The sequence below is a fragment of the Pseudomonas sp. St29 genome, assembly GCF_001547915.1.
Taxonomy (GTDB): domain Bacteria; phylum Pseudomonadota; class Gammaproteobacteria; order Pseudomonadales; family Pseudomonadaceae; genus Aquipseudomonas.
The window spans coordinates 4,011,007-4,034,583 of sequence record NZ_AP014628.1; the positions used below are offsets into that span (position 1 = coordinate 4,011,007).

A 23,577-nucleotide genomic window follows, 5' to 3' on the forward strand; every position below is an offset into this window, starting at 1 on the left:
TCAGGCCCCCGGAATGAAGGAAAGATGAGCCGTCAGCGCGGCGAAAAATGCGGGCCTGTCGGCGCTCCTGCGGGGCGGCGGATGGCGGGGTCGTCCATGTTGAGCGGCTGCGCTTGCAAATGAGAGTGATTATTAACCGGTAATTTCCGGGGCCCGGCAATCGGCAGGACATTCGTTTGCGCGGCTTTTTCTTTTGATTGCGCGGCAAGTCCCGGCAGTACGGGGCGCAGAAGCTAAAGGATAATCATTCTTAATTACATGGAAGGATTTTCCTGATAGCGTATGGCCTCTTTTCCGGTCTACAGGGAGTTCGCCATGCTCAGCCCCCACGCTGCGCCGCAGCCTGTCCAAGGGGATTTCACCCTGCACTTTCCCAATCCGCAGCACGCCGGCACGGCGGCCGTGGTGCCGGAAATCACCTTGTCCACCGGGACGGTGCTGATGGACAGCCAGATGTGGATGCAGGAGCCGCTCTGGCAAGGCCTGAAAATCATCCTGGTGCTCAGCGGCCAGCTCAACTGCCGGGTCGAGGGCCAACCGGAGGTGGAGATTCGCGGCCCGACCCTGTGCGCCGTGGCCAACCAGGGCGAGCATTGCGGCGACCATCTGTTCGCCCGCGGCGTGCCGGTGCGCTACACCACGGTGCAACTGGACTTCCCGGCGATCCGCCAGGCTGGCCTGGAGCCCGAGCGCTTGCTGGACCCGCTCGGCGGCGGGCCGATGCTGTTCTGCCAGCCGGCCAGCAAGCCGCTGCTGGCCCTGGCCCAGCAGATCCTCACCTGCCCGCTGCAAGGCCCGACCCGCTCCTTTTACCTGGGAGGCAAGGCCCTGGAGCTCACCGCCCTGGGGGTCGAGGGCATCCTCGCCCATGCCGAGTCGCGGCCGCTGCAGGACAGCCCCGGCAGCGCCGCGGACATCGAGCGCATCCATGCCGCCCGGGACCTGCTGCTCGGTTCCCTGCAGGCCTCGCCGTCGCTGTCCGAGCTGTCGCGCCAGGTCGGCCTCAACCCGCGCAAGCTGACCGCCGGTTTTCGCCAGGTGTTCGGCACCAGCGTCTATGCCTACCTGCAGGAGCAGCGCCTGAGCGAGGCATACCGCCTGCTGGCCAGCGGCGAAACCAATGTCTCCAGCGCGGCCTATCGGGTCGGCTACAGCCCGGCGCATTTCTCCACCGCCTTTCGCAAGCGCTTCGGGGTGTCGCCCAAGTCCTTGCGCTGAATCGCCCTGGTCTTGCATGCCTGGAACCTTGAACAACGCCGCAGCCCGGCGCTGTCGAACCGCGCGCCTGTTGCCCCGGGCGCCCTGCCCGCGCGGTGCCGCAAACGAAAGAAATGGTCGCTCAAGCCAAAGTTTTAGCCGGCAACCCAGGCGCACAAATGAGATACGTTTGCATTCTCATTTAATCCCCATCACGGAGTGAAGCATGGGTAGCCGCGTTGCGCACCAAAACACCCAAGGTTGGCCGGCCGATTGTCCGGTCCTGCGTCCGGCGCTGCGCCGCAGCCCGCTGGCGTGCCTGATCCATGGCCTGGCCCTGGGCCTGTCGCTGACCCAGGCCGGCGCCGCCCTGGCCGCCGATGGCGAGGCCGACAAGGACCACACCCTGACCCTGGACACCAGCGTGATCAGCGCTACCCAGATCGACTCGCCGACCGGCCAGCAAAGCGGCTACGTGGCCAAGCGCAGCCTCAGCGGGACCAAGACCGACGCCTCGCTGAGTGAAATTCCCCAGGCGATTTCCGTGGTCACCCGCGATCAGATGGACGCCCAGCAGGTGCAGTCGGTGAACGAGGCATTGCGCTACACCGCCGGGGTCCAGGCCAACACCACCGCCGCCAGCCAGCGTTTCGACACGATCTCGATCCGTGGCTTCGACGTCACCACCGGCATGCTGCGCGACGGCCTCAAGGGCAACACCGCCCAGGCCTGGCCCAAGATCGAAGCCTATGGGCTGGAGCGCATCGACGTGCTCAAGGGCCCGGCCTCGGTGCTGTTCGGCCAGAACTCGCCGGGGGGCGTGGTCAACCAGATCAGCAAGCGCCCGCTGGAACAGCCCTTCCATGAAGTGCAGATCCAGGGCGGCAGTTTCGACCGGGCCCAGGGCCAGTTCGACTTCAGCGGCCCGCTGGACGATGAGGGGCAGTTCCTCTATCGCCTGGTGGGGCTGGAACGCGACAGCGGCACCCAGTTCGATCACATCAAGGACGACAAGCAGTACTTCGCGCCCTCCTTCACCTGGAAGCCCAACGACGACACCCGCCTGACCCTGCTGGCCGACTACACCCAGGACACGTTCGGCGCCCCCAGGGTGTTCCTGCCGGCCCGGGGCACCCTGCTCGGCAACCCCAATGGCAAGGTCAAGCACAACGTCTTCCTCGATGAACCGGGGCTGGACAACGACCGCACCCAATACTCCCTGGGCTACCTGCTGGAGCACCGCCTGAATGACGTCTGGAGCCTCAACTCCAGCGCCCGCTACGGCCACGTCAACCTGCTGACCAACACCGCCAGCGGCAGGGCCCTGGAGTCGGACCTGCGCACCCTGAAGCGCGACGCCTACCGCTTTCGCATCGTCGGCGACACCTACTCCCTGGACAACAACGCCCAGGCCCGCTGGAACCTGGGCAGCACGCAGATGCTGTCGCTGCTGGGGGTCGACTACCGGCGCACCCGCGAGGACTACTACCTGCGCGGCGGCAGCGCCTCGCCCATCGACATCTACCACCCGGTGCATGGCGGCGTGTTCGACCCCAGCACGCCGTTCACCAACACCGTGCAGCGCGCCGATCAGGTCGGGGTCTATGCCCAGCAGCAGTTCACCTTCGACGAGCACTGGGTGCTCACCGTCGGCGGACGCCAGGACCGCTCCAGCGCCCGTACCGACAATCGCCTGGAACACACCGGGAGCAAACAGAACGACGAGAAGTTCACCTACCGCACCGGCCTGGTGTACCTGGCGGACAACGGCCTGGCGCCCTACATCAGCTACTCCACCTCGTTCGACCCGGTGCTGGGCACCAACTTCTACGGCACGCCGTACAAGCCCACCAGCGCCAAGCAGTCGGAAGTGGGGGTCAAGTACCAGCCACCGGGGATCGACAGCTACATCACCCTGTCGCTGTTCGACCTGACCCAGGAAAACGTCCTGACCACCGACCCGGCCGAACGCCTGAACAAGCTCCAGACTGGCGAAATCAACGTGCGCGGCATTGAACTGGAAGGCAAGGCCAGCCTGGCCCGTGGCCTGGACCTGCTGGCGGCGCTGACCTACAACGACGCCGAGGTGAGCAAGAGCAACAACCCGCTGGAGAAGGGCCGGCGCCCCACCGACACCCCGGAAAAGATGGCCTCGCTGTGGGCCGACTACACCCTGCCCGAAGGCCCCCTGAGCGGCCTCGGTTTCGGCGCCGGGGTGCGTTACATCGGCTCCACCGAAGCCGATGCCGCCAACACCGTCAGCGTGCCCTCCTACACCCTGCTGGACGCGGCGGTGCACTACGACTTCGACAAGCTGATTCCGGCGGCCAAGGGCCTGCGCCTGGCGGTGAACGCCACCAACCTCACCGACAAGCGCTATTACGAAGGCTGCTCGCTGACCAGCTGCAGCGCCGGCTATGACCGCAGCGTCATCGCCAGCCTGCGCTACCGCTGGTAAGCCGCCGTGCTGCGCCTGCGTCACATCTGGCTCGGCCTGCATCGCTGGCTGGCCCTGAGCCTGGGCCTGCTCCTGGCGCTGCTGGGCCTCAGTGGTTCGCTGCTGGAGCTCAAGGGGCCGATCCTGCGCTGGGAAGTCGGGGCGCCGATGCTGCAACTGGCCCCCGGCGAACACGGCGTCCCTCTTGAGCAGAGCGCCTGGATCAGCGCCGCCAGCAGCGCCTACCCGCAGCTGCAGAAAGTCTTCGGCGCGGCGCCGCCGCGCCAGGGCTTTCTCGAATCGGACAACGTGATCGTCTTCGGTGCCCTCAAGGAGCGTCCCGGCACCGGCATCGCCATGATCGATCCCTACAACGGCGAGCCCCGGGGCTTCTTCGTCTTCGAGGACCTGTGGCTGGCCAAGCTGGTGGCGCTACACCGCAGCCTGCTGTTGCCCCAGGCGTTGGGGTCGAACCTGGTGCTGCTGTGCGGCCTGGTGCTGCTGGGCTCGCTGGGCAGCGGCCTGTACCTGTGGTGGCCGGGCCGGCGCAGTTGGTGGAAAGCCGCCAGCCTGCGCCCCGGCAGCCGGGGCAGCCGACGCCTGCGCGAATGGCACAACCTGGCCGCCGCGTGGCTGTGCCTGCCGCTGCTGCTGATTGCCGGCAGCGGCGCCTGGCTGGCGCGCCCCGATCTGTTCACCTGGCCCGGTGCCCCGCCCATGGCGCTCAAGCCGCTGTTCTCCGCCGCCCACGGGCATTTGCTGCTGGGGGCTCCCGGCGCCTGGCTGGCGTTTGCCTGCGGCCTTTCGTTACCCCTGCTGTACATCACCGGCCTGCTGCTGTGGTGGCGCAAGCGCGTCGCCCGCCGGGCCGTCCAATCGTTCAAGGAAACCTGACATGACACACCGTGATTTCTTGCGCCGCGCCCGGCACGGGCTACTGCGGGGCCTGCTGCCCCTCAGCCTGCTATGGGCCGCCACGGCCGGCGCCGCGACCCTCACCGATCTGGCCGGGCGCCAGGTCCAGGTGCCGGACAAGGTCGAACACATCCTCCTGGGTGAAGGGCGGATGATCTACTCGCTGTCGCTGCTCGAAGGCCAGAACCCCTTCGCCCGTCTCGCCGGTTGGCAGGGGGATTTTCGCGGCCTCGACGTGCAGGGCTACGAGGCCTATCGCAAGGTCTTCCCCGAGGCGGACAAGGTGCCGCTGGTGGGCGGCACGTCCGCCGAGACCTTCAGCGTCGAAAAGGCCCTGGCGGTGCAGCCGGACCTGGCGATCATGGCCCTGAGCGGCGGCCACGGGCCGAGCCCCGACAGCGAAGCGGTGAAGCAGCTGCAAGCCGCCGGGGTGGCGGTGATCTTCGTCGACTTCAGCGACCATCCCCTGAGCAACACCGTGCCCAGCATGCGCCTGCTGGGCCAGGCCCTGGGCCGCGAGCAGCAGGCCGAGGCCTTCATCGCCTTCTATCAACAGGCCCTGGCCCGGGTCACCGAAACCCTGGCCAAGGCGGCGCCGCTCAAGCAGCCGACGATATTCATCGACATGCTCGCCGGGCTGCAGGACTGCTGCGGCTCTCCGGGCACCGGCAACTTCGGCGAAATGATCAAGCTGGCCGGCGGGCGCAACATCGCTGACGGGCGCATTCCCGGGCCCATTGGCGTGCTCAACGTGGAATACATCCTCTCCAGCGACCCGGACGTGTACGTCGCCACCGGGGTCTTCGCCGCCGGCCAGGGCGGCGTGACCCTGGGCTATTCGGCGACCTTGCAGCAGGCCCGGGACAGTCTGCGCCAGGCCGCCCAGCGCCCACCGCTGAACGAGCTGCGGGCGGTGCGCCAAGGCAATGTGCATGGCCTGTGGCACATCTTCTATGACTCGCCGGAGCACCTGATCGCGGTCCAGGCCCTGGCCAAGTGGCTGCACCCGGAGCTGTTCAAGGACCTGGACCCGGACCAGACCCGCCGCGAGCTGTACCAGCGCTTCATGCCGATTCCCGCCAGCGGCGTGTTCGCCACGAGCCTGCAACCATGACCCGGGCCGCCACCGAGGTGCAGGACAGCATCGCCAGCGGGCATTACCGCAAGCGCCATGGCCGCCGGGTGCTGCTGTTGTCCGCCCTGGCCCTGGCCCTGCTGCTGTCCCTGGCCCTGGACATCACCACCGGGCCTTCGGGCATGAGCCTTTCGCGCCTGCTGCAGGTGCTCTGGGACCCGGGCTCGATGCCCCGGGTCGAGGCGGTGATCGTGTGGAACGTGCGCCTGCCCTACGCGCTGATGGCGGTGCTGGTGGGCGCGGCCCTGGCCCTGGCCGGAGCGGAGATGCAGACCGTGCTCGACAACCCGCTGGCCAGCCCCTTCACCCTCGGCGTGTCCGCCGCCGCGGCCTTCGGTGCGGCCCTGGCGATTGTCCTGGGCCTGGGCGTTCCCGGGGTGCCGGCGCAGTACCTGATCTCGGCCAACGCCTTTCTCTTCGCCCTGGCCTCGGTGGCCTTGCTGTACCTGCTGGCGCGCTGGCGCGGCTTCGGCGTCGAGAGCCTGGTGCTGTTCGGCATCGCCCTGGTGTTCGCCTTCAATGCCCTGGTGGCCCTGCTGCAGTTCGTCGCCACCCAGGACAGCCTGCAGCAACTGGTGTTCTGGACCCTGGGCAGCCTGGCCCGGGCCTCCTGGGAAAAGCTCGCCCTGCTGGCCCTGGCCCTGGCCCTGTGCCTGCCGTTTTCCCTGCGCCAGAGCTGGGCCCTGACCGCCCTGACCCTGGGCGAGGAACGGGCCCGCAGCTTCGGCATCGATGTCGGCCGCCTGCGCCTGCTGGCGTTGCTGCGCATCAGCCTGCTGTCGGCGCTGGCGGTGTCCTTTGTCGGCACCATCGGCTTTATCGGCCTGATCGCCCCGCACATCGCCCGCCTGTTGGTGGGTGAGGACCATCGGCTGTTCCTGCCGGCCAGCGTGCTCAGCGGCGGGCTGATCCTGTCCATGGCCTCCATTGCCAGCAAGACCCTGATTCCCGGAGTGCTGGTGCCGGTGGGCATCGTCACCGCCCTGGTGGGCATTCCCTTTTTCATGGCCATTGTCATGCGCAACCGTCGAGGTGTCCTGTGAGCCTGACCGCCCCCTCCACGTCCGGGCTGTGCACCACCGGCCTGAACATGCATTACGGCAACCGCCAGGTGCTGCGTGACGTCGCCCTGCCGAGCCTGGCCGGCGGCAGCGTGACCGCGCTGATCGGCCCCAATGCGGCGGGCAAGTCGACCCTGCTGCGGGGCATCGCCGGGTTGCAGAAAACCAGCGGTCAGGTGCTGCTCGATGGCGTCGACCTGAACCGCCTGCCCCAGGTGGAACGGGCGCAGCACATCGTCTACCTGCCCCAGAGCCTGCCGGAACGCACCCGCCTGTGCGCCTTCGAAGCGGTGCTCAGCGCCGCCATGGCCGGGCATCGCGGTGGCGGCTTCGCCCCCGGGCGGCCCAGTGCCGCGGTGCTGCACGGGGTCGAACAGGTGCTGCAGGACCTGGACCTGACCGCCCTGGCCGACCGCCCGATCGACGCCCTGTCCGGCGGCCAGCGCCAGCTGGTGGGGCTGGCCCAGGCCCTGGTGCGCCAGCCCCGGGTGCTGCTGCTGGACGAACCCACCAGCGCCCTGGACCTGTACCACCAGTGCCAAGTGGTGGAGGCCATCACCCGGGCCACCCGCGAACGCCAGTTGATCACCCTGGTGGTGGTCCACGACATCAACCTGGCCCTGGGTTTCAGCCAGCAGGTGGTGGTGCTGCACAACGGCGCCGTGGCCGCCGCCGGCCCGGCCCTGGAGGTGATCAACCAACAGTTGCTGCGCGACGTCTATGGCGTCGACGGCCGCCTGGAGCAGGTGCGCGGTCGACCGCTGGTGATGGTCGACGGCCGCCTGCCCTCTCACTCTGCCCTGGGATAAACCATGACCAACGCTCAACACCTGCCCATCGACACCCTGGAAACGCCCCAGACCGCGGCGGCCTTCGACCTGCGTCCGCTACTGCTGGCCAACCTGACCTGCACCATGGCGATGATGGCCTTTGTCTCGCTGATCGGCCCCATCGCGCGGATTCTTGGCCTGGCCACCTGGCAGGCGGGCATGGCGGTGACCGTTTCCGGGGTGATCTGGATGCTCCTGGCCCGGCCCTGGGGCCGGGCCAGCGACCGCCTCGGCCGGCGGCGCATCCTGCTGCTGGGCACCGGCGGCTTCACCCTGGCCTTTGTCGCCCTCAGCCTGTTCATCGACCTGGCGCTGCACGCCCTGCCCTCGGCCATCCTGGCCTTTGCCGGGCTGCTGCTGGGACGGGGCCTGATCGGGGTGTTCTATGCCGCGATCCCGGTGGGCGGCTACGCGCTGATCGCCGACAACATCGCACCCGAGCACCGGACCCGGGCCATGGCGTCCCTGGGAGCGGCGAACGCCTGCGGCCTGGTGCTGGGCCCGGCGATTGCCGCGCTGCTGGCGCGCCACAGCCTGAGCCTGCCGTTCTACGTGCTGGCCGTGCTGCCGCTGCTGGGCTTCGCCTTGCTCAAGGCGCGGCTGCCGCGCCAGGAGCTGCACCTCAAGCAGCCGCCCAAATCGGTGCGCCTGAGCGACCCGCGCCTGCGCCGGCCGCTGCTGGTGGCGTTCGTCGCCATGCTGTGCGTGGCCATGGCGCAGATCACCGTCGGCTTCTTCGCCCTCGACCGCCTGGGCATGGACCCGGCGCACGCGGCGCAGACCGCCGGCATCGCCCTGACCCTGGTCGGGGTGGCGCTGATCGCCTCGCAACTGCTGGTGCGCAAGCTGGAGTGGCCGCCGCTGCGGATGATCCGCATCGGTGCCCTGGTGGCGGCGCTGGGCTTTGCCACGAGCATCGTCGCGGCCCAGGCCTGGGTGCTGTGGCTGGGGTTCTTCGTTTCGGCCGCGGGCATGGGCTGGATCTTCCCCTCGTTCGCCGCCCTGGCCAGCAACGCGGTGGACGCCGCCGAGCAAGGCGCCACCGCCGGTTCCGTCGGCGCGGCCCAGGGCCTGGGGGTGGTGGTCGGGCCCCTGGCCGGGACCCTGATCTACGGGCTGGAACCGCGCCTGCCCTACCTGCTGGCGGCGCTGTTGCTGGTGCTGGTGGCCTGCTGGCCCGACGCCCGGCGCCGCTAACCCTGGCGGGCGCCCGGCGCGCATGGTCGACATCGCCCCACCGTAGCCGCTGTCGAGCCTCTGGCGAGGCTGCGCGAAGGTCCGCAGGACCTTGCTTGGCGATCGACCGCCGAACCTCCGGCGCCTGCAAGGCCGCCGCGTCTCCTGCGGAGCCGTTCGCAGCCTGCGGCAGCGGCTACACGTTGGTGCGGGCCATGCGCCGCAGGGCCAGGCTGTACAGCAGCAAGGCCAGGCTCGCCAGGGCCCCGCCCGCCAGGCCGACATAGGCAAAACCCAGTTGCCCGCCAACCCAGCTGCCCAGCAGCGCGCCGCCACCGATGCCGATGTTGTAGATCCCGGAGAACATCGCCATCGCCACGTCGGTGGCATCCGGCGCCAGCACCAGCACCTTGGATTGCAGGGCCAGGCCGAAGCCCATGATCGCCATGCCCCAGACCACGCTCAGCGCCACCAGCGACCAGACGTGGCCATTGAGCGGCAACAGCAGGCTCAGGCACAGCGCCAGCAACAGCACCGCGGTCAGCAGGAAGCCCTGCGGGCTGTGGCGGTGCAGGACGCTGAACAGCAGCGAGCCGATGATGCCGGCGCCGCCGAACACCAGCAGCACCAGGGTCACCACCTCGCCGCCCAGGCCCGCCGCCACCTTGATAAAGGGCTCGATGTAGCTGTAGGCGGTGAACTGCGCCGTCACCACCAGCGCCGTCAGCACGTAGATCGCCACCAGCGCCGGGCGCTTGAACAGCAGCGGCAGGCTGCGCAGGGAACCGGAGTTCTGGCTGGGCAGCAGCGGCAAGGTGCGCATCAGCCACAGCACCAGCAAGCCGGCCATGGCGGCGATCACGCCGAAGGTGGTGCGCCAGCCCAGGGCCTCGCCCAGCAAGCGCCCCAGGGGAATCCCCAGGACCATGGCCAGCGAGGTGCCGGTGGCCAGCAGGCCCAGGGCCTGCACCTGCTTGCCCGCCGGCGCCAGGCGCACCGCCAGGGACGCGGTGATGGACCAGAACAGCGCATGGGCCAGGGCCACGCCGATGCGACTGAGCATCAGCAGGCCGAAGCTGTTGGCCAGGCTGGACAGCACGTGGCTGACGATGAACAGGCCGAACAGCACCGTGAGCAACCTGCGCCGCTCGACGTTGCGGGTCAGCAGCATCACCGGCAGCGAGGTCAGGGACACGATCCAGGCGTAGATGGTCAGCATCAGCCCGACCCGCTCGGTGGGCAGGTCGAAGCTGGCGCCGATGGCGCTGAGCAGGCCCACCGGCACGAACTCGGTGGTGTTGAAGACAAAGGCCGCCAGCGCCAGTGCGATGACCGGCTGCCAGTTGCCTTGAGGTGTCGCCGGGGAGTCGCTCATGGGGGGCGTCGTACTCTTTGGATGATGGAACAGGTCCAGGACCCGATAAAAAATGCACAACCCGGGCCAGCCTTGCCGGCCCTCGGGTTGCCGAGCCAAGCCCGCTGCCCGGAGCCTTGCCGGGCGCCGCCTCAATGCCCCTGGACGCCGCCCGGGAAGACTTGCATGGCCAGCGCCACGCCCTGCAGCAGGCGCGCCGCGCAGACCCCGTCGCGGGCCTGCACCGAGAGGCCGTGGAGCACCATGGAGTAATAGTCGCCCAAAGACGTTGCATCGCTGTGGCGAGGCAATTCACCCGCCTGCACCGCCGCTTCCAGGCGCTGGATGATGCTCGCGGTCCGCGCCCGGCGATGCTCGGCGAGCCATTCGCGCACGCTGTCGTTGTCGCTCGAGCAGTTCACCGCCGAGGCCACCACCATGCAGCCCCGGGGACCGTCGGGGCGGGTGTAGAGCGCCACCGCATCCTGCAGCATGCGCTCGATGGCGTGGTAGGCGTTGGGCTCCTGCAGGGCCAGGTCGGCGAAGCCGCCTTCCTGGCTTTCGTACAGCTCGATGGCCTCGCGAAACAGCGCCTCCTTGGAACCGAAGGCGGCATAGATGCGTGCCGAAGCAATGCCCAGGGCCGCCACCAGGTCGGCCATGGAGGTGGTTTCGAAACCTCGGGCCCAGAACAGTTCCTGTGCCTGGCGCAGCGCCAGGTCACGATCGAATTCGCGGGGTCTTCCAGCCATGGGGGTCGGGTATCTCGTCAGGACAGGGAAGGCGTTCGGCGCAGGCCGAACAGCCGGGTGGCGCAGCGCGCCGGGACGAAATGATATTAGATTTGCGCCGGCCGCGGCCATTTTCCGTGCCCGCGGCCGTGCCTGCGCCGTGCCTCAGTCACGGCCCTCCTGCAGAAACGGCAGCAGCAGCGCGAGAAATGCCTCGGGCGCCTCTTCCATGATGAAGTGTCCGCAGTCCGGCACTATGGCGCCGCGCAGGTCGCTGGCGTGGCCTTGCAGGGTCAGCAGCGGCGCATCGTTGGTGGCGTGTTCGGCGCCGATCGCCAGCACCGGCATCGCCAGTGGCCGCTGGGCCCGCAGGCGGTTCTGGCGCACCGTCTCGGGAATCGCCCGGTAGTAGGCAAAGCCGGCCCGCAGCCCGCCCGGCGCCGCATAGGCGTCGATGTAGACCTCGGCGGCCACCGCTTCGCGGCGATGGGACCAGTGGTCGAAGATGTAGCTCAGGTAGGCCCGCTCGCGCCCGGCGATCAGTGCCTCGGGCAGATCCCGCAGCTGGTTGAACATGAAGTGCCAGAGAAAGATGTTCTGCTCCGGCGCCACGAAAATCGGCGGCGCCTCCGCCAACCCGGGGATCACCGCCTCGGTCAGCGCCAGGCGCTCCACCGCCTGCGGCCGGTCGCTGGCCAGGGCGTAGGCGATCCACATGCCGACGTCATGGCCGACCACGCTGTAAGAGGCAAAGCCCAGTTGCAGCATCACCTGATGCAGCACCTCGGCCACATGGCCGGTGTCGTAGCCCTGCTCCGGGCGGTCGGACTGGCCGCTGCCCGGCGGGTCCACGGCGATCGCCTGGAAACCCTGGGCCGCCAGGGCCCGGATCACCCCGCGCCAGGCGTACCAGGTCTGTGGCCAGCCGGGAATCAGCAGCACCGGGCGACCGCTGCCGGCGCTGACGCAATGGATGCGCTGGCCATCGATGCGCACATAGCGATGGGTCAGTCCGTCGGTGTCGGCCTGGGTGTTGTCTGTCAAAGCATTCATGGGTTTTCTCGCTGAGGGGGTTCAGGCCATGCCGAGCATGGCGTTGATCTGTTGGCGGTCGATCCGTGCACCGGCGAAGTCGTCGAAGATCCGCTCGGTGACCTGGATCATGTGGCGGTTGATGAACGCCACGCCTTCCCGGGCGCCGTCTTCCTGGTCCTTGAGGCAGCACTCCCATTCCAGGGTCGCCCAGCCCGGGTAGTCGTATTGCGCCAGCTTGGAAAAGATCCCCTTGAAATCCACCTGGCCGTCGCCCAGGGAACGAAAGCGCCCGGCGCGCTCGACCCAGGAGCTGTAGCCGCCATAGATGCCCTGGCGCCCCGTGGGATTGAACTCGGCATCCTTGACGTGAAACATGCGGATGCGCTCGTGGTAGATGTCCAGGTAGCTCAGGTAGTCCAGCTGTTGCAGCACGAAATGGCTGGGGTCGAAGAGGATGTTGCAGCGTGGGTGACGGTCCACCCGTTCATAGAAGCGCTCGAAACTGGTGCCGTCGTGCAGGTCCTCGCTGGGGTGGATTTCGTAGCACAGGTTGACCCCCTGCTCGTCGCACTCATCGAGGATCGGCCGCCAGCGGCGCGCCAGCTCCTCGAACGCCGTCTCGATCAGGCCTTCGGGGCGCTGCGGAAAGGGAAACAGGTAAGGCCAGGCCAGGGACCCGGAGAAGGTGCCCAGCTCACTCAGCCCCAGGCGCCGCGATGCCCTGGCCGCCAGCTTCATCTGCGCTATCGCCCACTCGGTTCTGGCTTGAGGCTTGCCCCGCAGCGCCTCGGGGGCGAAGTTGTCGCACATCGCATCGTAGGCCGGGTGCACCGCCACCAGCTGGCCGAAGATATGGCTGGTCAACTCGCTGATCTGCAGGCCCTGCTGCGCCAGTTGGCCCTTGAGTTCATCGCAATAGTCCTGGCTCTCGGCCGCCGTGGCGACATCGAACAAGCGCGCATCCCAGGCGGGAATCTGCAGCGCCTTGAAACCCAGGTCGGCGGCCCATTGGGCCATCGCTGGCAGGCTGTTGAATGGCGCGCTGTCGGCACTGAATTGCGCCAGGTGCAGGCTGGGGCCCTTGAGGGTTTTCATCGCATTGCTCCCTATTCTTTGTTGGTCGACAAAGAATAGGGAGGCGCCGCTGCCGCGTCAATCATCGCGTTGCAGAAAAACCCTTTCCGGCGCACGGGTTGCCCCCAGGAGCGGGCTTGCCAGCGAAGGCCGCGATCGGACAGGCGCGGGTCCGGGCAGGCAAAAAAAAGCCCGCGATCAAGATCGCGGGCCCGCTCTGTTTCACCTGGCAATCACTGTCGGCCCTGCACCTGGCCCCGGCCTCAGGCGCCGGGCTGCGGCACCGGAATCTGCCGCAACGGCTTCACCGACTTGAAGGAAAAGCTCGAGTAGATCTCTTTCACCGCCGGCAGGGTCTGCAGCACTTCGCGGGCGAACTCGCCGAAGGATTCCAGATCCCTGGCCAGCACTTCGAGGAGAAAATCGTAGCGTCCGGAGACGTTGTGGCAGGCGATGATTTCCGGAATTTCCAGCAGTCGCTGCTCGAAGGCCCGGGCCGTTTCCCGGGAGTGGGATTCCATCATCACGCTGACAAAGGCGGTGACGCCAAAGCCCAGGGCCTTGGGCGAGAGAATCGCCTGATAGCCGGTGATCACCCCGCTTTCCTCGAGGATCTTCACTCGCCGCCAACAAGGCGACGTGGTCAGGGCGACGCTGTCGGCCAGCTCGGCGGTGGTCAGGCGGGCGTTGTCCTGCAGAGCCAGCAGCAGGGCTTTGTCGGTTCGATCCAGTCCACTGGGCATGTTTTGCCTCTTAAGCTTGTTTTTATGAATTTTTATTTCAATTACACGGCATTTAATCAGCCAAATTAGCAATTATTGCGCCGGATTTGAGCATAGCATTAGAGCAAATCCGGGAGCGTTCACCATGAACAATAAAAACAGTGACCTTGGTTTTTCCACGCGCGCCATCCATCACGGCTACAACCCTCAGGAGCATCAAGGCGCGCTGATCCCGCCGATCTATCTGACCTCCACCTTCACTTTCGCCACCGCCGAATACGGCGCCGGCTGCTTTGCCGGCCAGGAGCCCGGCTACTTCTACACCCGCATCGGCAACCCGACCCTGGCGCTGCTGGAGGCGCGCATGGCGGCCCTGGAAAACGGCGAGGCGGCGGTGGCCTTCGGCTCCGGCATGGGGGCGATTGCCGCCACCCTGTGGACCCTGCTGCGTCCCGGCGACGAGATCATCGTCTGCCGGACCCTGTACGGCTGCACCTTCGCCCTGCTGCACCACGGGCTGGCCGAGTTCGGCGTCAAGGTGCGCCATGTCGACATGAGCGACCTGGGCAACCTGCGGGCCGCCATCAGCCCCGCCACGCGGATGATCTATTGCGAATCCCCGGCCAACCCCAACATGCAGCTGGTGGACATTGCCGCGGTGGCCGAAATCGCCCGCCAGCATCCGCGCATCACCTTCGTCGTGGACAACACCTATTGCACTCCCTACCTGCAGCGTCCGCTGGAGCTGGGGGCCGATCTGGTGGTGCACTCGGCCACCAAGTACCTCAATGGCCACGGCGATATCACCGCCGGTGTCGTGGTCACCCGCCAGAGCCTGGCCGAGCGCATTCGCCTGGAAGGCCTCAAGGACATGACCGGCGCGGTGCTGTCGCCCCAGGACGCCTTTCTCCTGATGCGCGGCCTCAAGACCCTGGCCCTGCGCATGGAACGCCACTGCAACAGCGCCCAGGCCATCGCCGAATACCTGCAGCAACAGCCGCAGGTGCAATGGGTGGCCTACCCCGGCCTGCCATCCTTCCCGCAACACGCCCTGGCGCAACAGCAGATGAAGTTGCCCGGGGGCATGATCGCCTTCGAGCTCAAGGGCGGACTGGCTACCGGCACCCGCTTCATGAATGCCCTGCAATTGTTCAGCCGCGCCGTCAGCCTGGGAGACGCCGAATCCCTGGCCCAGCACCCGGCGAGCATGACCCATTCCACCTACAGCCCCGAGGAGCGTGTCGAACACGGTATCTCCGAGGGCCTGGTCCGCCTGTCGGTAGGCCTGGAAGACGTCGCCGACCTGCTGGCCGATATCGCCCAGGCCCTGGATGCCTGTGCCGAGCCCGCGGCGACACGGCCGGCGCTGGAGGCCATTCCCAGAATCGGCAAGGCCCTTCCTTGAGCGGGATCAGTACCGCCCGGGGCCGGGCGCTCTACAACACCCCGGGGTGTCGCGGCCGTGCCCGAGGCGCGGCGGCGACAGCCCATGCATCACCTGCAACACCCTTTGAACCGTTACCCACAGGAGTGGAACAACCCATGAGTCGTATCAATAACAAAGCCACCCAACTGCTCAGCGCCATGATCCTGGCCGGCCTGGCCTGTCATTCCCTGGCCGCCGACAGCATCCGGATCGGCATCGCCGGGGCCAAGACCGGCCCGGTGGCGCAATACGGTGACATGCAGTTCAGCGGCGCGCGCATGGCCATCGAGCAGATCAACGCCAAGGGCGGCGTCGACGGCAAGCAACTGGTGGCCGTGGAATACGACGATGCCTGCGATCCCAAGCAAGCCGTGGCCGTGGCCAACAAGGTGGTCAATGACGGCGTCAAGTTCGTGGTCGGGCACCTGTGCTCCAGCTCCACCCAGCCAGCGTCGGACATCTACGAAGACGAAGGCATCGTGATGGTTACCCCGGCCGCCACCAGCCCCGAGCTGACCGCCCGGGGCTACAAGATGGTGTTCCGCACCATCGGCCTGGACAACGCCCAGGGCCCGGCCGCGGCGCGCTACATCGCCCAGCTCAAGCCGAGCAATGTCGCGGTGCTGCACGACAAGCAGCAATACGGCGAAGGCATCGCCAGCTCGGTCAAGGACATCCTGGGCAAGGAAGGTATCAAGGTGGCGATGTTCGAAGGCATCAACGTCGGCGAGCGCGACTACTCATCGATCCTGGCCAAGCTCAAGCAGGCCAATGTCGATTTCGTCTACTTCGGCGGCTACCACCCGGAAATGGGCCTGCTGCTGCGCCAGGCCAAGGAAAAGGGCCTGACCGCACGCTTCATGGGACCTGAAGGCGTGGGCAACGACTCGATCTCGCAGATCGCCAAGGACGCCTCCGAAGGCATGCTGGTGACCCTGCCCAAGTCCTTCGACCAGGACCCGGCCAACAAGGCCCTGGTGGAAGCCTTCGAAGCCAAGAAGGAAAACCCCAGCGGTCCGTTCGTGCTGCCGTCCTACTCGGCCGTGGAAGTGATTGCCGGGGGCATCGCCGCGGCCAAGAGCGAAGACCCGGAAAAAGTCGCCGAGGCGATCCACAAGGGCACCTTCAAGACCCCGACCGGCGATCTGAGCTTCGACGAAAAAGGCGACCTCAAGGACTTCAAGTTCGTGGTCTATGAATGGCATTACGGCAAGCCCAAGAGCGTAGCGGCAGAAAGCGCCGGTCTGTAATCCGGTAACGGCGCGCCGCTCCTCCCCGGGGAGCGGCGTCCCGCCGGCGTCAAAAAAAAACACAACAACTTCAAATAAAACATGGCCTTAGAGCAAAAAGACTTTACCGCAACTCCCACCCGCCAAAAGAATAACCTACTTAGCAACTTGGGAATAACCACCCCAATACAGTAACTAAGACATGTTACCGCCACACTTAAAGCCCGCTGTAGACCCGCCAGAACCCAGACTGGAAAACCCATACTTTAGGCGTAGATCGTTAGCACGCTTAGTTCCTTGACAATGAACTTACAAGTCCGACAAACCGAACTCCCAAGCCTATCCCCCCAAGCTGAACAATCAGCCACACCCCCGCCCCTGCTGGACAAAACACCCTAGAGCGGGCGCCAACCAGTAACACTCAGAAAGACTTCCCTCTTGAAATCTCTTAGCCAGAGCGTCAACTACCTGCTAATAGACACCCCCTCTGTTAATTGCCAGCAAACAACTTGAAATAACATTTGCACACTAAATTCACTTTTGTTTATTGTGCGCCTACGCACTTGCTAGTCTATTAGTGAGAGACGGATTCCTGGCGTCAGAAACTTGTTCAAGGAGAAAAGAACATGGATCCCTTTATCGGAGAAATTCGCTTGTTCCCCTGGGGTTGGGCACCCCAGGGTTGGCTGCCTTGCGAGGGCCAGGTTCTACCCATCAATAGCAATGTCGCGCTGGCTTCCCTGCTGGGCAAAACCTATGGCGGTGACGGCACCACGACATTCGGCATACCGGATCTGCGTGGCCGGGTCGCCCTGGGACAAAACTACAAAGTCTCCACCGTCGATCCGATCATGGATGTGCACGCGCTGGGCACCAAAGGCGGTAGCGAAACCGTGACGATGCCGCAAAGCTCGGTGGCCCAACATAACCATGCCACGCATGTCTCCAACGACCCGGGCAATGATGGTCCGTACGGCAACATTCCCGCTGTCAGCTCGAACTCCAAGGGGGTCGCGGCAAAACCGACCTACACCGCGGCAACCGGCACCCTGACCAGCCTCAACAATGCCACCATCACCACAACCCAGGGCGCGGCCATGCCCAACATCCAGCCCTCCATCGTCGGCTACTTCTGCATCGCAACGACGGGTGTCTACCCGCCGCGCCAGTAACGGCCGTCCACAGACCCTCAAGTAAGGAAACTGACATGTCTGAAGCCTTTGTCGGAGAGATCCGCATGTTTGCCGGTAACTACGCGCCGGAAAATTGGGCGTTTTGTGACGGTTCGTTGCTGCCGATCAGCAGCTTTGAGGCCCTGTATTCATTGCTCGGCACTCTGTACGGCGGCAACGGCAGCACCAACTTCGGCCTGCCGGACTACCGAGGTCGCCTGCCGGTTGGCCAGGGCACCGGGACGGGCCTGACCCCCAGGGCGCTGAGCCAGAAATTCGGCGTGGAAACGGTGACCATGAGGCCGGAAAACACCGCGCCCCACACCCATGGATTCATGGTGAGCGGCCAGGATGCCACGTCGCCGGCCCCCTCCCCTGCCGCGACGCCCAACAGCATGACCTTTGGCAAATTCGCGGGCGCGGGGATCATCACCGGGCTGTACAGCGCAGGCACCGGAACATCCGCCGCCGTCCCGATGAACCCGCAGTTTCTCGACCCGGCACTGGGCACGCCCACTGGCGCCGTGGCCCCCCATAGCAACCTGATGGGCTCATTGGCGATCAACTACATCATTTGCCTGCTCGGCCTCTATCCGACCCGAAACCAGTGACCCTCTCTACTCAATCTGGAATGACCGACCATGGATGCGTTTACCGGTGAAATCAGACTGTTCCCCTACAACTTCGTCCCGCAAAACTGGGCGTATTGCGATGGATCGACCATCACGGTCCAGCAGAATCCTGCGCTCTATTCGGTGATTGGCACCTTGTATGGCGGTACCCCCGGCCAGAACTTCAAGCTGCCCAATCTCAACGGGCGCGTGGCCATGGGTGCCGGGCTGGCGCCCGGGCTGACCGACAGGCCCGTTGGCACGGCCCTCGGAGCCGACCGGATAACCATGGGGCCCAGCAATTTTGCCCCCCATACCCATTCGGTGATGGTCAAGGACGGCAGCGAATCGGGTGCCGCTCTGGATATCCCCAACAACACCGCCTTCCTGGCGCAGCCGCGCAACATACGCCTGTACAACAACACCGCACCAACGACGACAACCCAGACACTGGCGGCCACCACGGTGGGCATCGCCGGTACTGGCGCAACGTCGACGGCCTTGCGTAACACCATGCAACCCTTCCAGACGCTGGCCTACTGCATCTGCCTGGATGGCGAGTACCCGATCAGAGCCTCATGACCCACATCAGCCCTCCCCATTTGCCGGCGGGCAACGTGGCCGTACTGCGCAAGCAGGACGGCCACGACCTGGGATTTCTCCAGGCGCTGTACGCCTCACGCCGCTGGGCCGAAGTCAGCGCAGTGCCGGGCTGGAACGACGTCCAGCGCCGGGCTTTCCTGCACGCCCAGGCCGAACTGCAGCGCCAGCATTATGAAAAGCACTTTCCCGCCGCGGATTTTCTGATCGTCGAGCAGGCCGGTAGCCCGATCGGGCGCCTGTGCGTGCATTACGCGGCCGACGATGTGCGCATAGTCGATATTGCTCTGCTGCCGGACTGGCATGGCCGGGGCATCGGCACCGAGTTGCTGCGCAGGGTACTGGCCAAGGCCGACGCCCAGGGCCAGACCTGCAGCCTGAGCGTCGAACAGGGTAGCCGTGCCCGCCGGCTGTATGAGCGGCTGGGCTTTCGCGCCGGCGCCGACACCGGCCTGTACACCCAGATGCAGCGTCCCGCGCGGCTAGACGCCCGGGAGGCCGTCGACAGTCCCTGACCATCGTTTATGACCAGCCCCCAGGGGCCGGCTGTAGCCGTGCTGTAACCGCTGGACCTTTATCAACACTTACGCTGGATACGACCCTCAAACCGGTCGCAAGGCAGGAAGCCCTCATGAGAACACCACTGACCACGCTAGGTACCTGGCTGACACGTCCGCTGACTTCACTGTTCCTGCTCCTGGTCATGTTGACCCTGAGCAGCCAGGCAATGGCCGCCGCTCCCGTGATCACCAACCCGGCTACGGGCAGTACCTTGCCCAGCGTGGCAGTGGGCCAGTCCATGAGCATCGTCATCAACTCCGTCGGTGGCGCGCAACCACTGGACAAATGGGTAGAGTGCGACGCCAATGACCCGGACTACGACGGCGTGACTCCCTGCCTGCCGCCGGGCCTGATCCTCGATCCGTCACCGGGCAGCTCGAACACCATACTCCACGGCACGCCCACCACCGCCGGCACCTACACATTCAGCATCACCCTCAATGACGGCCTGAATCAGGGCGGTGTCGCCACCTATACCCTGGTGGTCACCAGCTCCGCGACCCCGACCCTGACCACCGTCACCCCGAACAACGGCAGCACCGCAGGCGCCACCTCCGTCACCCTCACCGGCACCAACCTGACCGGTGCCACGGCGGTGAGCTTTGGCGGGACATCCGCCACCGGTTACATCGTCAACAATGCCACCACCATCACCGCCACCACCCCGGCCCACGCCGCAGGTGCGGTTAACGTGGTAGTCACCACCCCAGGGGGCACCGCGACCCTGACCAACGGCTATACCTACAACGTTCCGCCTCCCACCGTCGGCCCGGTCAGCGCCACGGTGGCCGCCAACAGCAGCGCCAACCCGATCACCCTGAGCCTGAGCGGCGGCGCGGCCAGCAGCGTGGCCGTGGCCACTGCCGCCAGTCATGGCACCGCCACCGCCAGCGGCACCAGCATTACCTACACCCCAACCGCCGGTTACTCCGGCAGCGACAGCTTCACCTACACCGCCACCAACGCCAGCGGCACCTCCAGCCCGGCCACGGTGACCATCACCGTCAGTGCACCCACCCTGGCGATAACGCCGACGACACTGCCCGACGGCATTCAGGGCACGGCCTACAACCAGACCGTGACCGCCACCGGCGGCACCACGTCCTACACCTATGCAATCAGCGCCGGCAGCCTGCCGGCCGGCCTGAGCCTGAACACCAGCAGTGGCGTGATCAGCGGTACGCCGACTGTCAGTGGCACCTTCAACCTGACCGTCACCGCCACCGACGCCAACAGCGCCACCGGCTCCCGCGCCTACACCTTGCAGATCAACGGCCTGCCACCGGTGGCCAATGCCGTCAGCGCCACCGTGGCCGCCAACAGCAGCGCCAACCCGATCACCCTGAACATCACCGGCGGCGCCGCCAGCAGCGTGGCCATCGCCACAGCCGCCAGCCATGGCACCGCCACCGCCAGCGGCACCAGCATCACCTACACCCCAACCGCCGGTTATTCCGGCAGTGACAGCTTCACCTACACCGCCACCAACGCCAGCGGCACCTCCAGCCCGGCCACCGTGACCATTACCGTCAGTGCGCCGAGCATTACCCTGAGCCCCGGCTCCCTGAGCAACGGCAGCGTCGGCACGGCCTACAACCAGACCGTCACGGCCACTGGCGGCACCGCGCCCTACACCTACGCCATCACCTCCGGCAGCTTGCCGGCCGGCCTGATCCTCAACACCACCACCGGCGCCATCAGCGGCACCCCCATGGCCGACGGCACCCTCAACCTGACCATCACCGCCACCGACGCCAACAGCGCCACCGGCTCCCAGGCCTTCTCGATCACTATCGGCGTGCAGGCGCCGGTGGCCAATGCCGTCAGCGCCACCGTGGCCGCCAACAGCAGCGCCAACCCGATCACCCTGAACATCACCGGTGGCGCCGCCAGCAGCGTGGCCATTGCCACTGCCGCCAGCCATGGCACCGCCACCGCCAGCGGCACCAGCATCACCTACACCCCAACCGCCGGTTATTCCGGCAGTGACAGCTTCACCTACACCGCCACCAACGCCAGCGGCACCTCCAGCCCGGCCACCGTGACCATTACCGTCAGTGCGCCGAGCATTACCCTGAGCCCCGGCTCCCTGAGCAACGGCAGCGTCGGCACGGCCTACAGCCAGACCGTCACTGCCACTGGCGGCACCGCGCCCTACACCTACGCCATCACCTCCGGCAGCCTGCCGGCCGGCCTGATCCTCAACACCGCCACCGGCGCCATCAGTGGCACCCCCATGGCCAGCGGCACCCTCAACCTGACCATCACCGCCACCGACGCCAACAGCGCCACCGGCTCCCAGGCCTTCTCGATCACCATTGGCGTCCAGGCGCCGGTGGCCAATGCCGTCAGCGCCACCGTGGCCGCCAACAGCAGCGCCAACCCGATCACCCTGAACATCACCGGTGGCGCCGCCAGCAGCGTGGCCATCGCCACTGCCGCCAGCCATGGCACCGCCACCGCCAGCGGCACCAGCATCACCTACACCCCAACCGCCGGTTATTCCGGCAGCGACAGCTTCACCTACACCGCCACCAACGCCGGCGGCACCTCCAGCCCGGCCACGGTGACCCTCACGGTCAGCGCGCCCAGCCTGGTACTGACTCCGGCGTCCTTGGGGGCCGGCACCGCAGGCAGCGCCTACAGCGCCACCCTCAGCGCCACCGGCGGCACCGCGCCCTACACCTACGCCATCACCTCCGGCAGCCTGCCGGCGGGCCTGAGCCTGAACACCGCCAGCGGCCTGATCAGCGGTACGCCGACCACCAGCGGCAGCAGCAACCTGAGCATCACCGTCACCGATGCCAACGGCGCTACCGGCTCACAGACCTACACCCTGACCATCGCTGCCGTAGCGATTACCGTACCGGCTTCCAGCCAGATCCTCGCGGCGGGCCAGTCGGCCACCGTCGACCTGACCCAGGGCGCCACCGGTGGCCCGTTCACCCAGGCCGTCCTCGGCTCGGTCACCCCGGCATCGGCCGGGCGGGCGATGATGATCGGCCGCTTCTCGATGCGCTTCGTGCCTTCGGCGGCCTTCGCCGGCACCGCCGTGGTCAGCTTCAGCCTGCAGAACGGCAGCGGCGCCAGCGCCGCGAGCACCGTCAGCTTCATGATCCAGGAGCGTCCGGACCCGACCAAGGACGCCGAGGTCATCGGCCTGCTCAACGCCCAGACCCGCGCCGCCGAGCGTTTTGCCAGCACCCAGATGGACAACTTCAACCGGCGCCTGGAGCAACTGCACCAGATCAGTTGCGAGCGCAATTCGTTCAACGCCAGCTTGCGCAAGGAAGGCCGCGACGTACCGCTGGGCGAAATCGCCAAAGCCGTCCAGGACCAGCTGGGAGGCACCGCCAACCAGACCGAGCAGGAAAAACGCGAAGCCGCGGCCGCCCTGCAGGACAACTGCAAACAGGACGCCCTGGCGTTCTGGAGCGACGGCTTCGTCAACGTCGGCTCGACCCACACCCGGGGCGCGCGGGACAACAGCTTCACCACCCTGGGCCTGAGCGTCGGTGTCGACTATCGCCTGTCGCCCAGCGCCATTGCCGGGGTCGGTATCGGCTACGGCAACGACCGCAGCGACATCGGCAAGAACCATACCCGCAGCGATGGGGACGCCATCGGCATCGCCACCTACCTGAGCCTGAACCTGGCCCCGCAGGTATTTGTCGACGGCCTTTTGGGCTACAACCGCATCAGCTTCGACTCGCGCCGCTACATCACCAGCAGCAACGACGACTACGCCCGCGGCTCGCGGGATGCCGATCAGTTGTTCGCCTCCCTGACCGCCAGCTATGAGTATCGCCAGGGGCCGCTGTCGCTGACGCCCTACAGTCGCCTGAACGCCAGCACCACGCGCCTGGATGCCTACCGTGAAAGTGGCGGCGGCATTTACGGCCTGTCCTACGACGAACAGCGCCAACAGAACTTCACCTCCTACCTCGGTGTACGTTCGGGCTACGACCTGATGACCCGGATCGGCGTGGTCACGCCCAAGGTCGGCCTGGCCTGGGGCCACAACTTCAGCAGCAGCAGCGACTACAAGATGCGCTACACCGACCAGGGTGACGAAGGCACGCTGTACCGGCTCAAGCCCGACGCCCTGGACAGCGATTTCGCCAGCCTGGACATGGGCGTCGACTTCAACCTCGGGCGTGCCTGGCAACTGGGCGTCTCGTACAAGACCGCCCTGGGCTCGGACGAACGCAACGACACCTTCCGCCTGGGTTTGAATGGCAAGTTTTGAACGGTAAGTTCTGAACCGCCGGTTGTGCACCCTGGCCACAGATTAGTGGCCCGGGACCGGGC

General features: G+C 66.5%; 19 protein-coding genes. 14 read left to right on the forward strand and 5 right to left on the reverse strand.

Going from position 1 to position 23,577, the window contains the following annotated elements:
* Positions 1 to 315: 315 nt before the first annotated feature.
* The 7 genes from PST29_RS17800 (at position 316) to PST29_RS17830 (ending at position 8,772) form a co-directional block, all read left to right on the forward strand.
* Positions 316 to 1,218, forward strand: a complete 903-nt coding sequence (locus PST29_RS17800; protein WP_060841969.1) for a helix-turn-helix domain-containing protein — start codon at positions 316 to 318, stop codon at positions 1,216 to 1,218.
* Positions 1,219 to 1,423: 205 nt separating this feature from the next.
* Entirely contained in the window at positions 1,424 to 3,655 is a 2,232-nt protein-coding gene (locus tag PST29_RS17805) for a TonB-dependent siderophore receptor (RefSeq protein WP_060843909.1), read from the forward strand.
* Positions 3,656 to 3,661: 6 nt separating this feature from the next.
* Positions 3,662 to 4,528 (forward strand): PepSY domain-containing protein, encoded by an 867-nt coding sequence (locus PST29_RS17810; protein ID WP_060843910.1) that lies wholly within the window; start codon positions 3,662 to 3,664, stop codon positions 4,526 to 4,528.
* Between the two features lies 1 nt (position 4,529).
* Positions 4,530 to 5,663 (forward strand): ABC transporter substrate-binding protein, encoded by a 1,134-nt coding sequence (locus PST29_RS17815; protein WP_060843911.1) that lies wholly within the window; start codon positions 4,530 to 4,532, stop codon positions 5,661 to 5,663.
* Complete coding sequence (locus PST29_RS17820) at positions 5,660 to 6,727, forward strand: FecCD family ABC transporter permease (protein WP_060843912.1); 1,068 nt, start codon at positions 5,660 to 5,662, stop codon at positions 6,725 to 6,727. The genes PST29_RS17815 and PST29_RS17820 overlap by 4 nt, the downstream gene beginning before the upstream one ends.
* Positions 6,728 to 6,774: 47 nt before the next feature.
* Positions 6,775 to 7,554, forward strand: a complete 780-nt coding sequence (locus PST29_RS17825; protein WP_060841970.1) for an ABC transporter ATP-binding protein — start codon at positions 6,775 to 6,777, stop codon at positions 7,552 to 7,554.
* 3 nt (positions 7,555 to 7,557) lie between these two features.
* The gene (locus tag PST29_RS17830) at positions 7,558 to 8,772 is read left to right on the forward strand and encodes an MFS transporter (RefSeq protein WP_060843913.1); all 1,215 of its coding nucleotides are present in this window, start codon (positions 7,558 to 7,560) and stop codon (positions 8,770 to 8,772) included.
* 175 nt (positions 8,773 to 8,947) lie between these two features.
* Here PST29_RS17830 and PST29_RS17835 read toward each other — a convergent pair whose 3' ends face one another.
* The 5 genes from PST29_RS17835 to PST29_RS17855 form a co-directional block, all read right to left on the reverse strand.
* A complete protein-coding gene (locus PST29_RS17835) occupies positions 8,948 to 10,126 on the reverse strand; it encodes a sugar transporter (protein ID WP_060843914.1) in 1,179 nt (392 codons plus the stop codon).
* A 131-nt stretch (positions 10,127 to 10,257) separates the two neighbouring features.
* Complete coding sequence (locus PST29_RS17840) at positions 10,258 to 10,857, reverse strand: TetR/AcrR family transcriptional regulator (protein ID WP_060843915.1); 600 nt, start codon at positions 10,855 to 10,857, stop codon at positions 10,258 to 10,260.
* Between the two features lie 144 nt (positions 10,858 to 11,001).
* Positions 11,002 to 11,889: an alpha/beta fold hydrolase gene (locus tag PST29_RS17845; protein WP_060839817.1), complete on the reverse strand. Its 888-nt coding sequence runs from the start codon at positions 11,887 to 11,889 to the stop codon at positions 11,002 to 11,004.
* A 21-nt stretch (positions 11,890 to 11,910) separates the two neighbouring features.
* The gene (locus PST29_RS17850) at positions 11,911 to 12,966 is read right to left on the reverse strand and encodes a sugar phosphate isomerase/epimerase family protein (RefSeq protein ID WP_060843916.1); all 1,056 of its coding nucleotides are present in this window, start codon (positions 12,964 to 12,966) and stop codon (positions 11,911 to 11,913) included.
* A 242-nt stretch (positions 12,967 to 13,208) separates the two neighbouring features.
* Complete coding sequence (locus PST29_RS17855) at positions 13,209 to 13,688, reverse strand: Lrp/AsnC family transcriptional regulator (RefSeq protein WP_060839819.1); 480 nt, start codon at positions 13,686 to 13,688, stop codon at positions 13,209 to 13,211.
* Between the two features lie 124 nt (positions 13,689 to 13,812).
* On the opposite strand from PST29_RS17855, the gene PST29_RS17860 reads away from it, so the two are divergent.
* From PST29_RS17860 to PST29_RS17890, 7 genes are all read left to right on the forward strand, one after another.
* Positions 13,813 to 15,072 carry a methionine gamma-lyase gene (locus tag PST29_RS17860; protein ID WP_060843917.1) on the forward strand — a complete coding sequence of 420 codons (1,260 nt, stop codon included), beginning with the start codon at positions 13,813 to 13,815 and terminating at the stop codon, positions 15,070 to 15,072.
* A gap of 137 nt (positions 15,073 to 15,209) precedes the next feature.
* Positions 15,210 to 16,343 carry a branched-chain amino acid ABC transporter substrate-binding protein gene (locus tag PST29_RS17865; protein WP_060839821.1) on the forward strand — a complete coding sequence of 378 codons (1,134 nt, stop codon included), beginning with the start codon at positions 15,210 to 15,212 and terminating at the stop codon, positions 16,341 to 16,343.
* Between the two features lie 605 nt (positions 16,344 to 16,948).
* Positions 16,949 to 17,494, forward strand: a complete 546-nt coding sequence (locus PST29_RS17870) for a phage tail protein (RefSeq protein ID WP_060839822.1) — start codon at positions 16,949 to 16,951, stop codon at positions 17,492 to 17,494.
* Between the two features lie 35 nt (positions 17,495 to 17,529).
* The gene (locus PST29_RS17875; RefSeq protein WP_060843918.1) at positions 17,530 to 18,105 is read left to right on the forward strand and encodes a phage tail protein; all 576 of its coding nucleotides are present in this window, start codon (positions 17,530 to 17,532) and stop codon (positions 18,103 to 18,105) included.
* A gap of 30 nt (positions 18,106 to 18,135) precedes the next feature.
* Positions 18,136 to 18,687, forward strand: coding sequence for a phage tail protein (locus tag PST29_RS17880; protein ID WP_060839824.1), 552 nt, complete (start codon positions 18,136 to 18,138; stop codon positions 18,685 to 18,687).
* Positions 18,684 to 19,220: a GNAT family N-acetyltransferase gene (locus tag PST29_RS17885; RefSeq protein WP_060843919.1), complete on the forward strand. Its 537-nt coding sequence runs from the start codon at positions 18,684 to 18,686 to the stop codon at positions 19,218 to 19,220. Before PST29_RS17880 ends, PST29_RS17885 begins: the two co-directional genes overlap by 4 nt.
* A 116-nt stretch (positions 19,221 to 19,336) precedes the next feature.
* Positions 19,337 to 23,515: a putative Ig domain-containing protein gene (locus tag PST29_RS17890; RefSeq protein ID WP_060843920.1), complete on the forward strand. Its 4,179-nt coding sequence runs from the start codon at positions 19,337 to 19,339 to the stop codon at positions 23,513 to 23,515.
* Positions 23,516 to 23,577: the final 62 nt, after the last annotated feature.

What these genes read in the sequence shown, in the direction of transcription:
- PST29_RS17800 (WP_060841969.1), top strand. Translation starts at nt 316, where the DNA reads ATGCTCAGCCCCCACGCTGCGCCGCAGCCTGTCCAAGGGGATTTCACC.
- PST29_RS17805 (WP_060843909.1), top strand. Translation starts at nt 1,424, where the DNA reads ATGGGTAGCCGCGTTGCGCACCAAAACACCCAAGGTTGGCCGGCCGAT.
- PST29_RS17815 (WP_060843911.1), top strand. Translation starts at nt 4,530, where the DNA reads ATGACACACCGTGATTTCTTGCGCCGCGCCCGGCACGGGCTACTGCGG.
- PST29_RS17820 (WP_060843912.1), top strand. Translation starts at nt 5,660, where the DNA reads ATGACCCGGGCCGCCACCGAGGTGCAGGACAGCATCGCCAGCGGGCAT.
- PST29_RS17825 (WP_060841970.1), top strand. Translation starts at nt 6,775, where the DNA reads ATGCATTACGGCAACCGCCAGGTGCTGCGTGACGTCGCCCTGCCGAGC.
- PST29_RS17830 (WP_060843913.1), top strand. Translation starts at nt 7,558, where the DNA reads ATGACCAACGCTCAACACCTGCCCATCGACACCCTGGAAACGCCCCAG.
- PST29_RS17835 (WP_060843914.1), bottom strand. Translation starts at nt 10,126, where the DNA reads ATGAGCGACTCCCCGGCGACACCTCAAGGCAACTGGCAGCCGGTCATC.
- PST29_RS17840 (WP_060843915.1), bottom strand. Translation starts at nt 10,857, where the DNA reads ATGGCTGGAAGACCCCGCGAATTCGATCGTGACCTGGCGCTGCGCCAG.
- PST29_RS17845 (WP_060839817.1), bottom strand. Translation starts at nt 11,889, where the DNA reads ATGAATGCTTTGACAGACAACACCCAGGCCGACACCGACGGACTGACC.
- PST29_RS17850 (WP_060843916.1), bottom strand. Translation starts at nt 12,966, where the DNA reads ATGAAAACCCTCAAGGGCCCCAGCCTGCACCTGGCGCAATTCAGTGCC.
- PST29_RS17855 (WP_060839819.1), bottom strand. Translation starts at nt 13,688, where the DNA reads ATGCCCAGTGGACTGGATCGAACCGACAAAGCCCTGCTGCTGGCTCTG.
- PST29_RS17860 (WP_060843917.1), top strand. Translation starts at nt 13,813, where the DNA reads ATGAACAATAAAAACAGTGACCTTGGTTTTTCCACGCGCGCCATCCAT.
- PST29_RS17865 (WP_060839821.1), top strand. Translation starts at nt 15,210, where the DNA reads ATGAGTCGTATCAATAACAAAGCCACCCAACTGCTCAGCGCCATGATC.
- PST29_RS17870 (WP_060839822.1), top strand. Translation starts at nt 16,949, where the DNA reads ATGGATCCCTTTATCGGAGAAATTCGCTTGTTCCCCTGGGGTTGGGCA.
- PST29_RS17875 (WP_060843918.1), top strand. Translation starts at nt 17,530, where the DNA reads ATGTCTGAAGCCTTTGTCGGAGAGATCCGCATGTTTGCCGGTAACTAC.
- PST29_RS17880 (WP_060839824.1), top strand. Translation starts at nt 18,136, where the DNA reads ATGGATGCGTTTACCGGTGAAATCAGACTGTTCCCCTACAACTTCGTC.
- PST29_RS17885 (WP_060843919.1), top strand. Translation starts at nt 18,684, where the DNA reads ATGACCCACATCAGCCCTCCCCATTTGCCGGCGGGCAACGTGGCCGTA.
- PST29_RS17890 (WP_060843920.1), top strand. Translation starts at nt 19,337, where the DNA reads ATGAGAACACCACTGACCACGCTAGGTACCTGGCTGACACGTCCGCTG.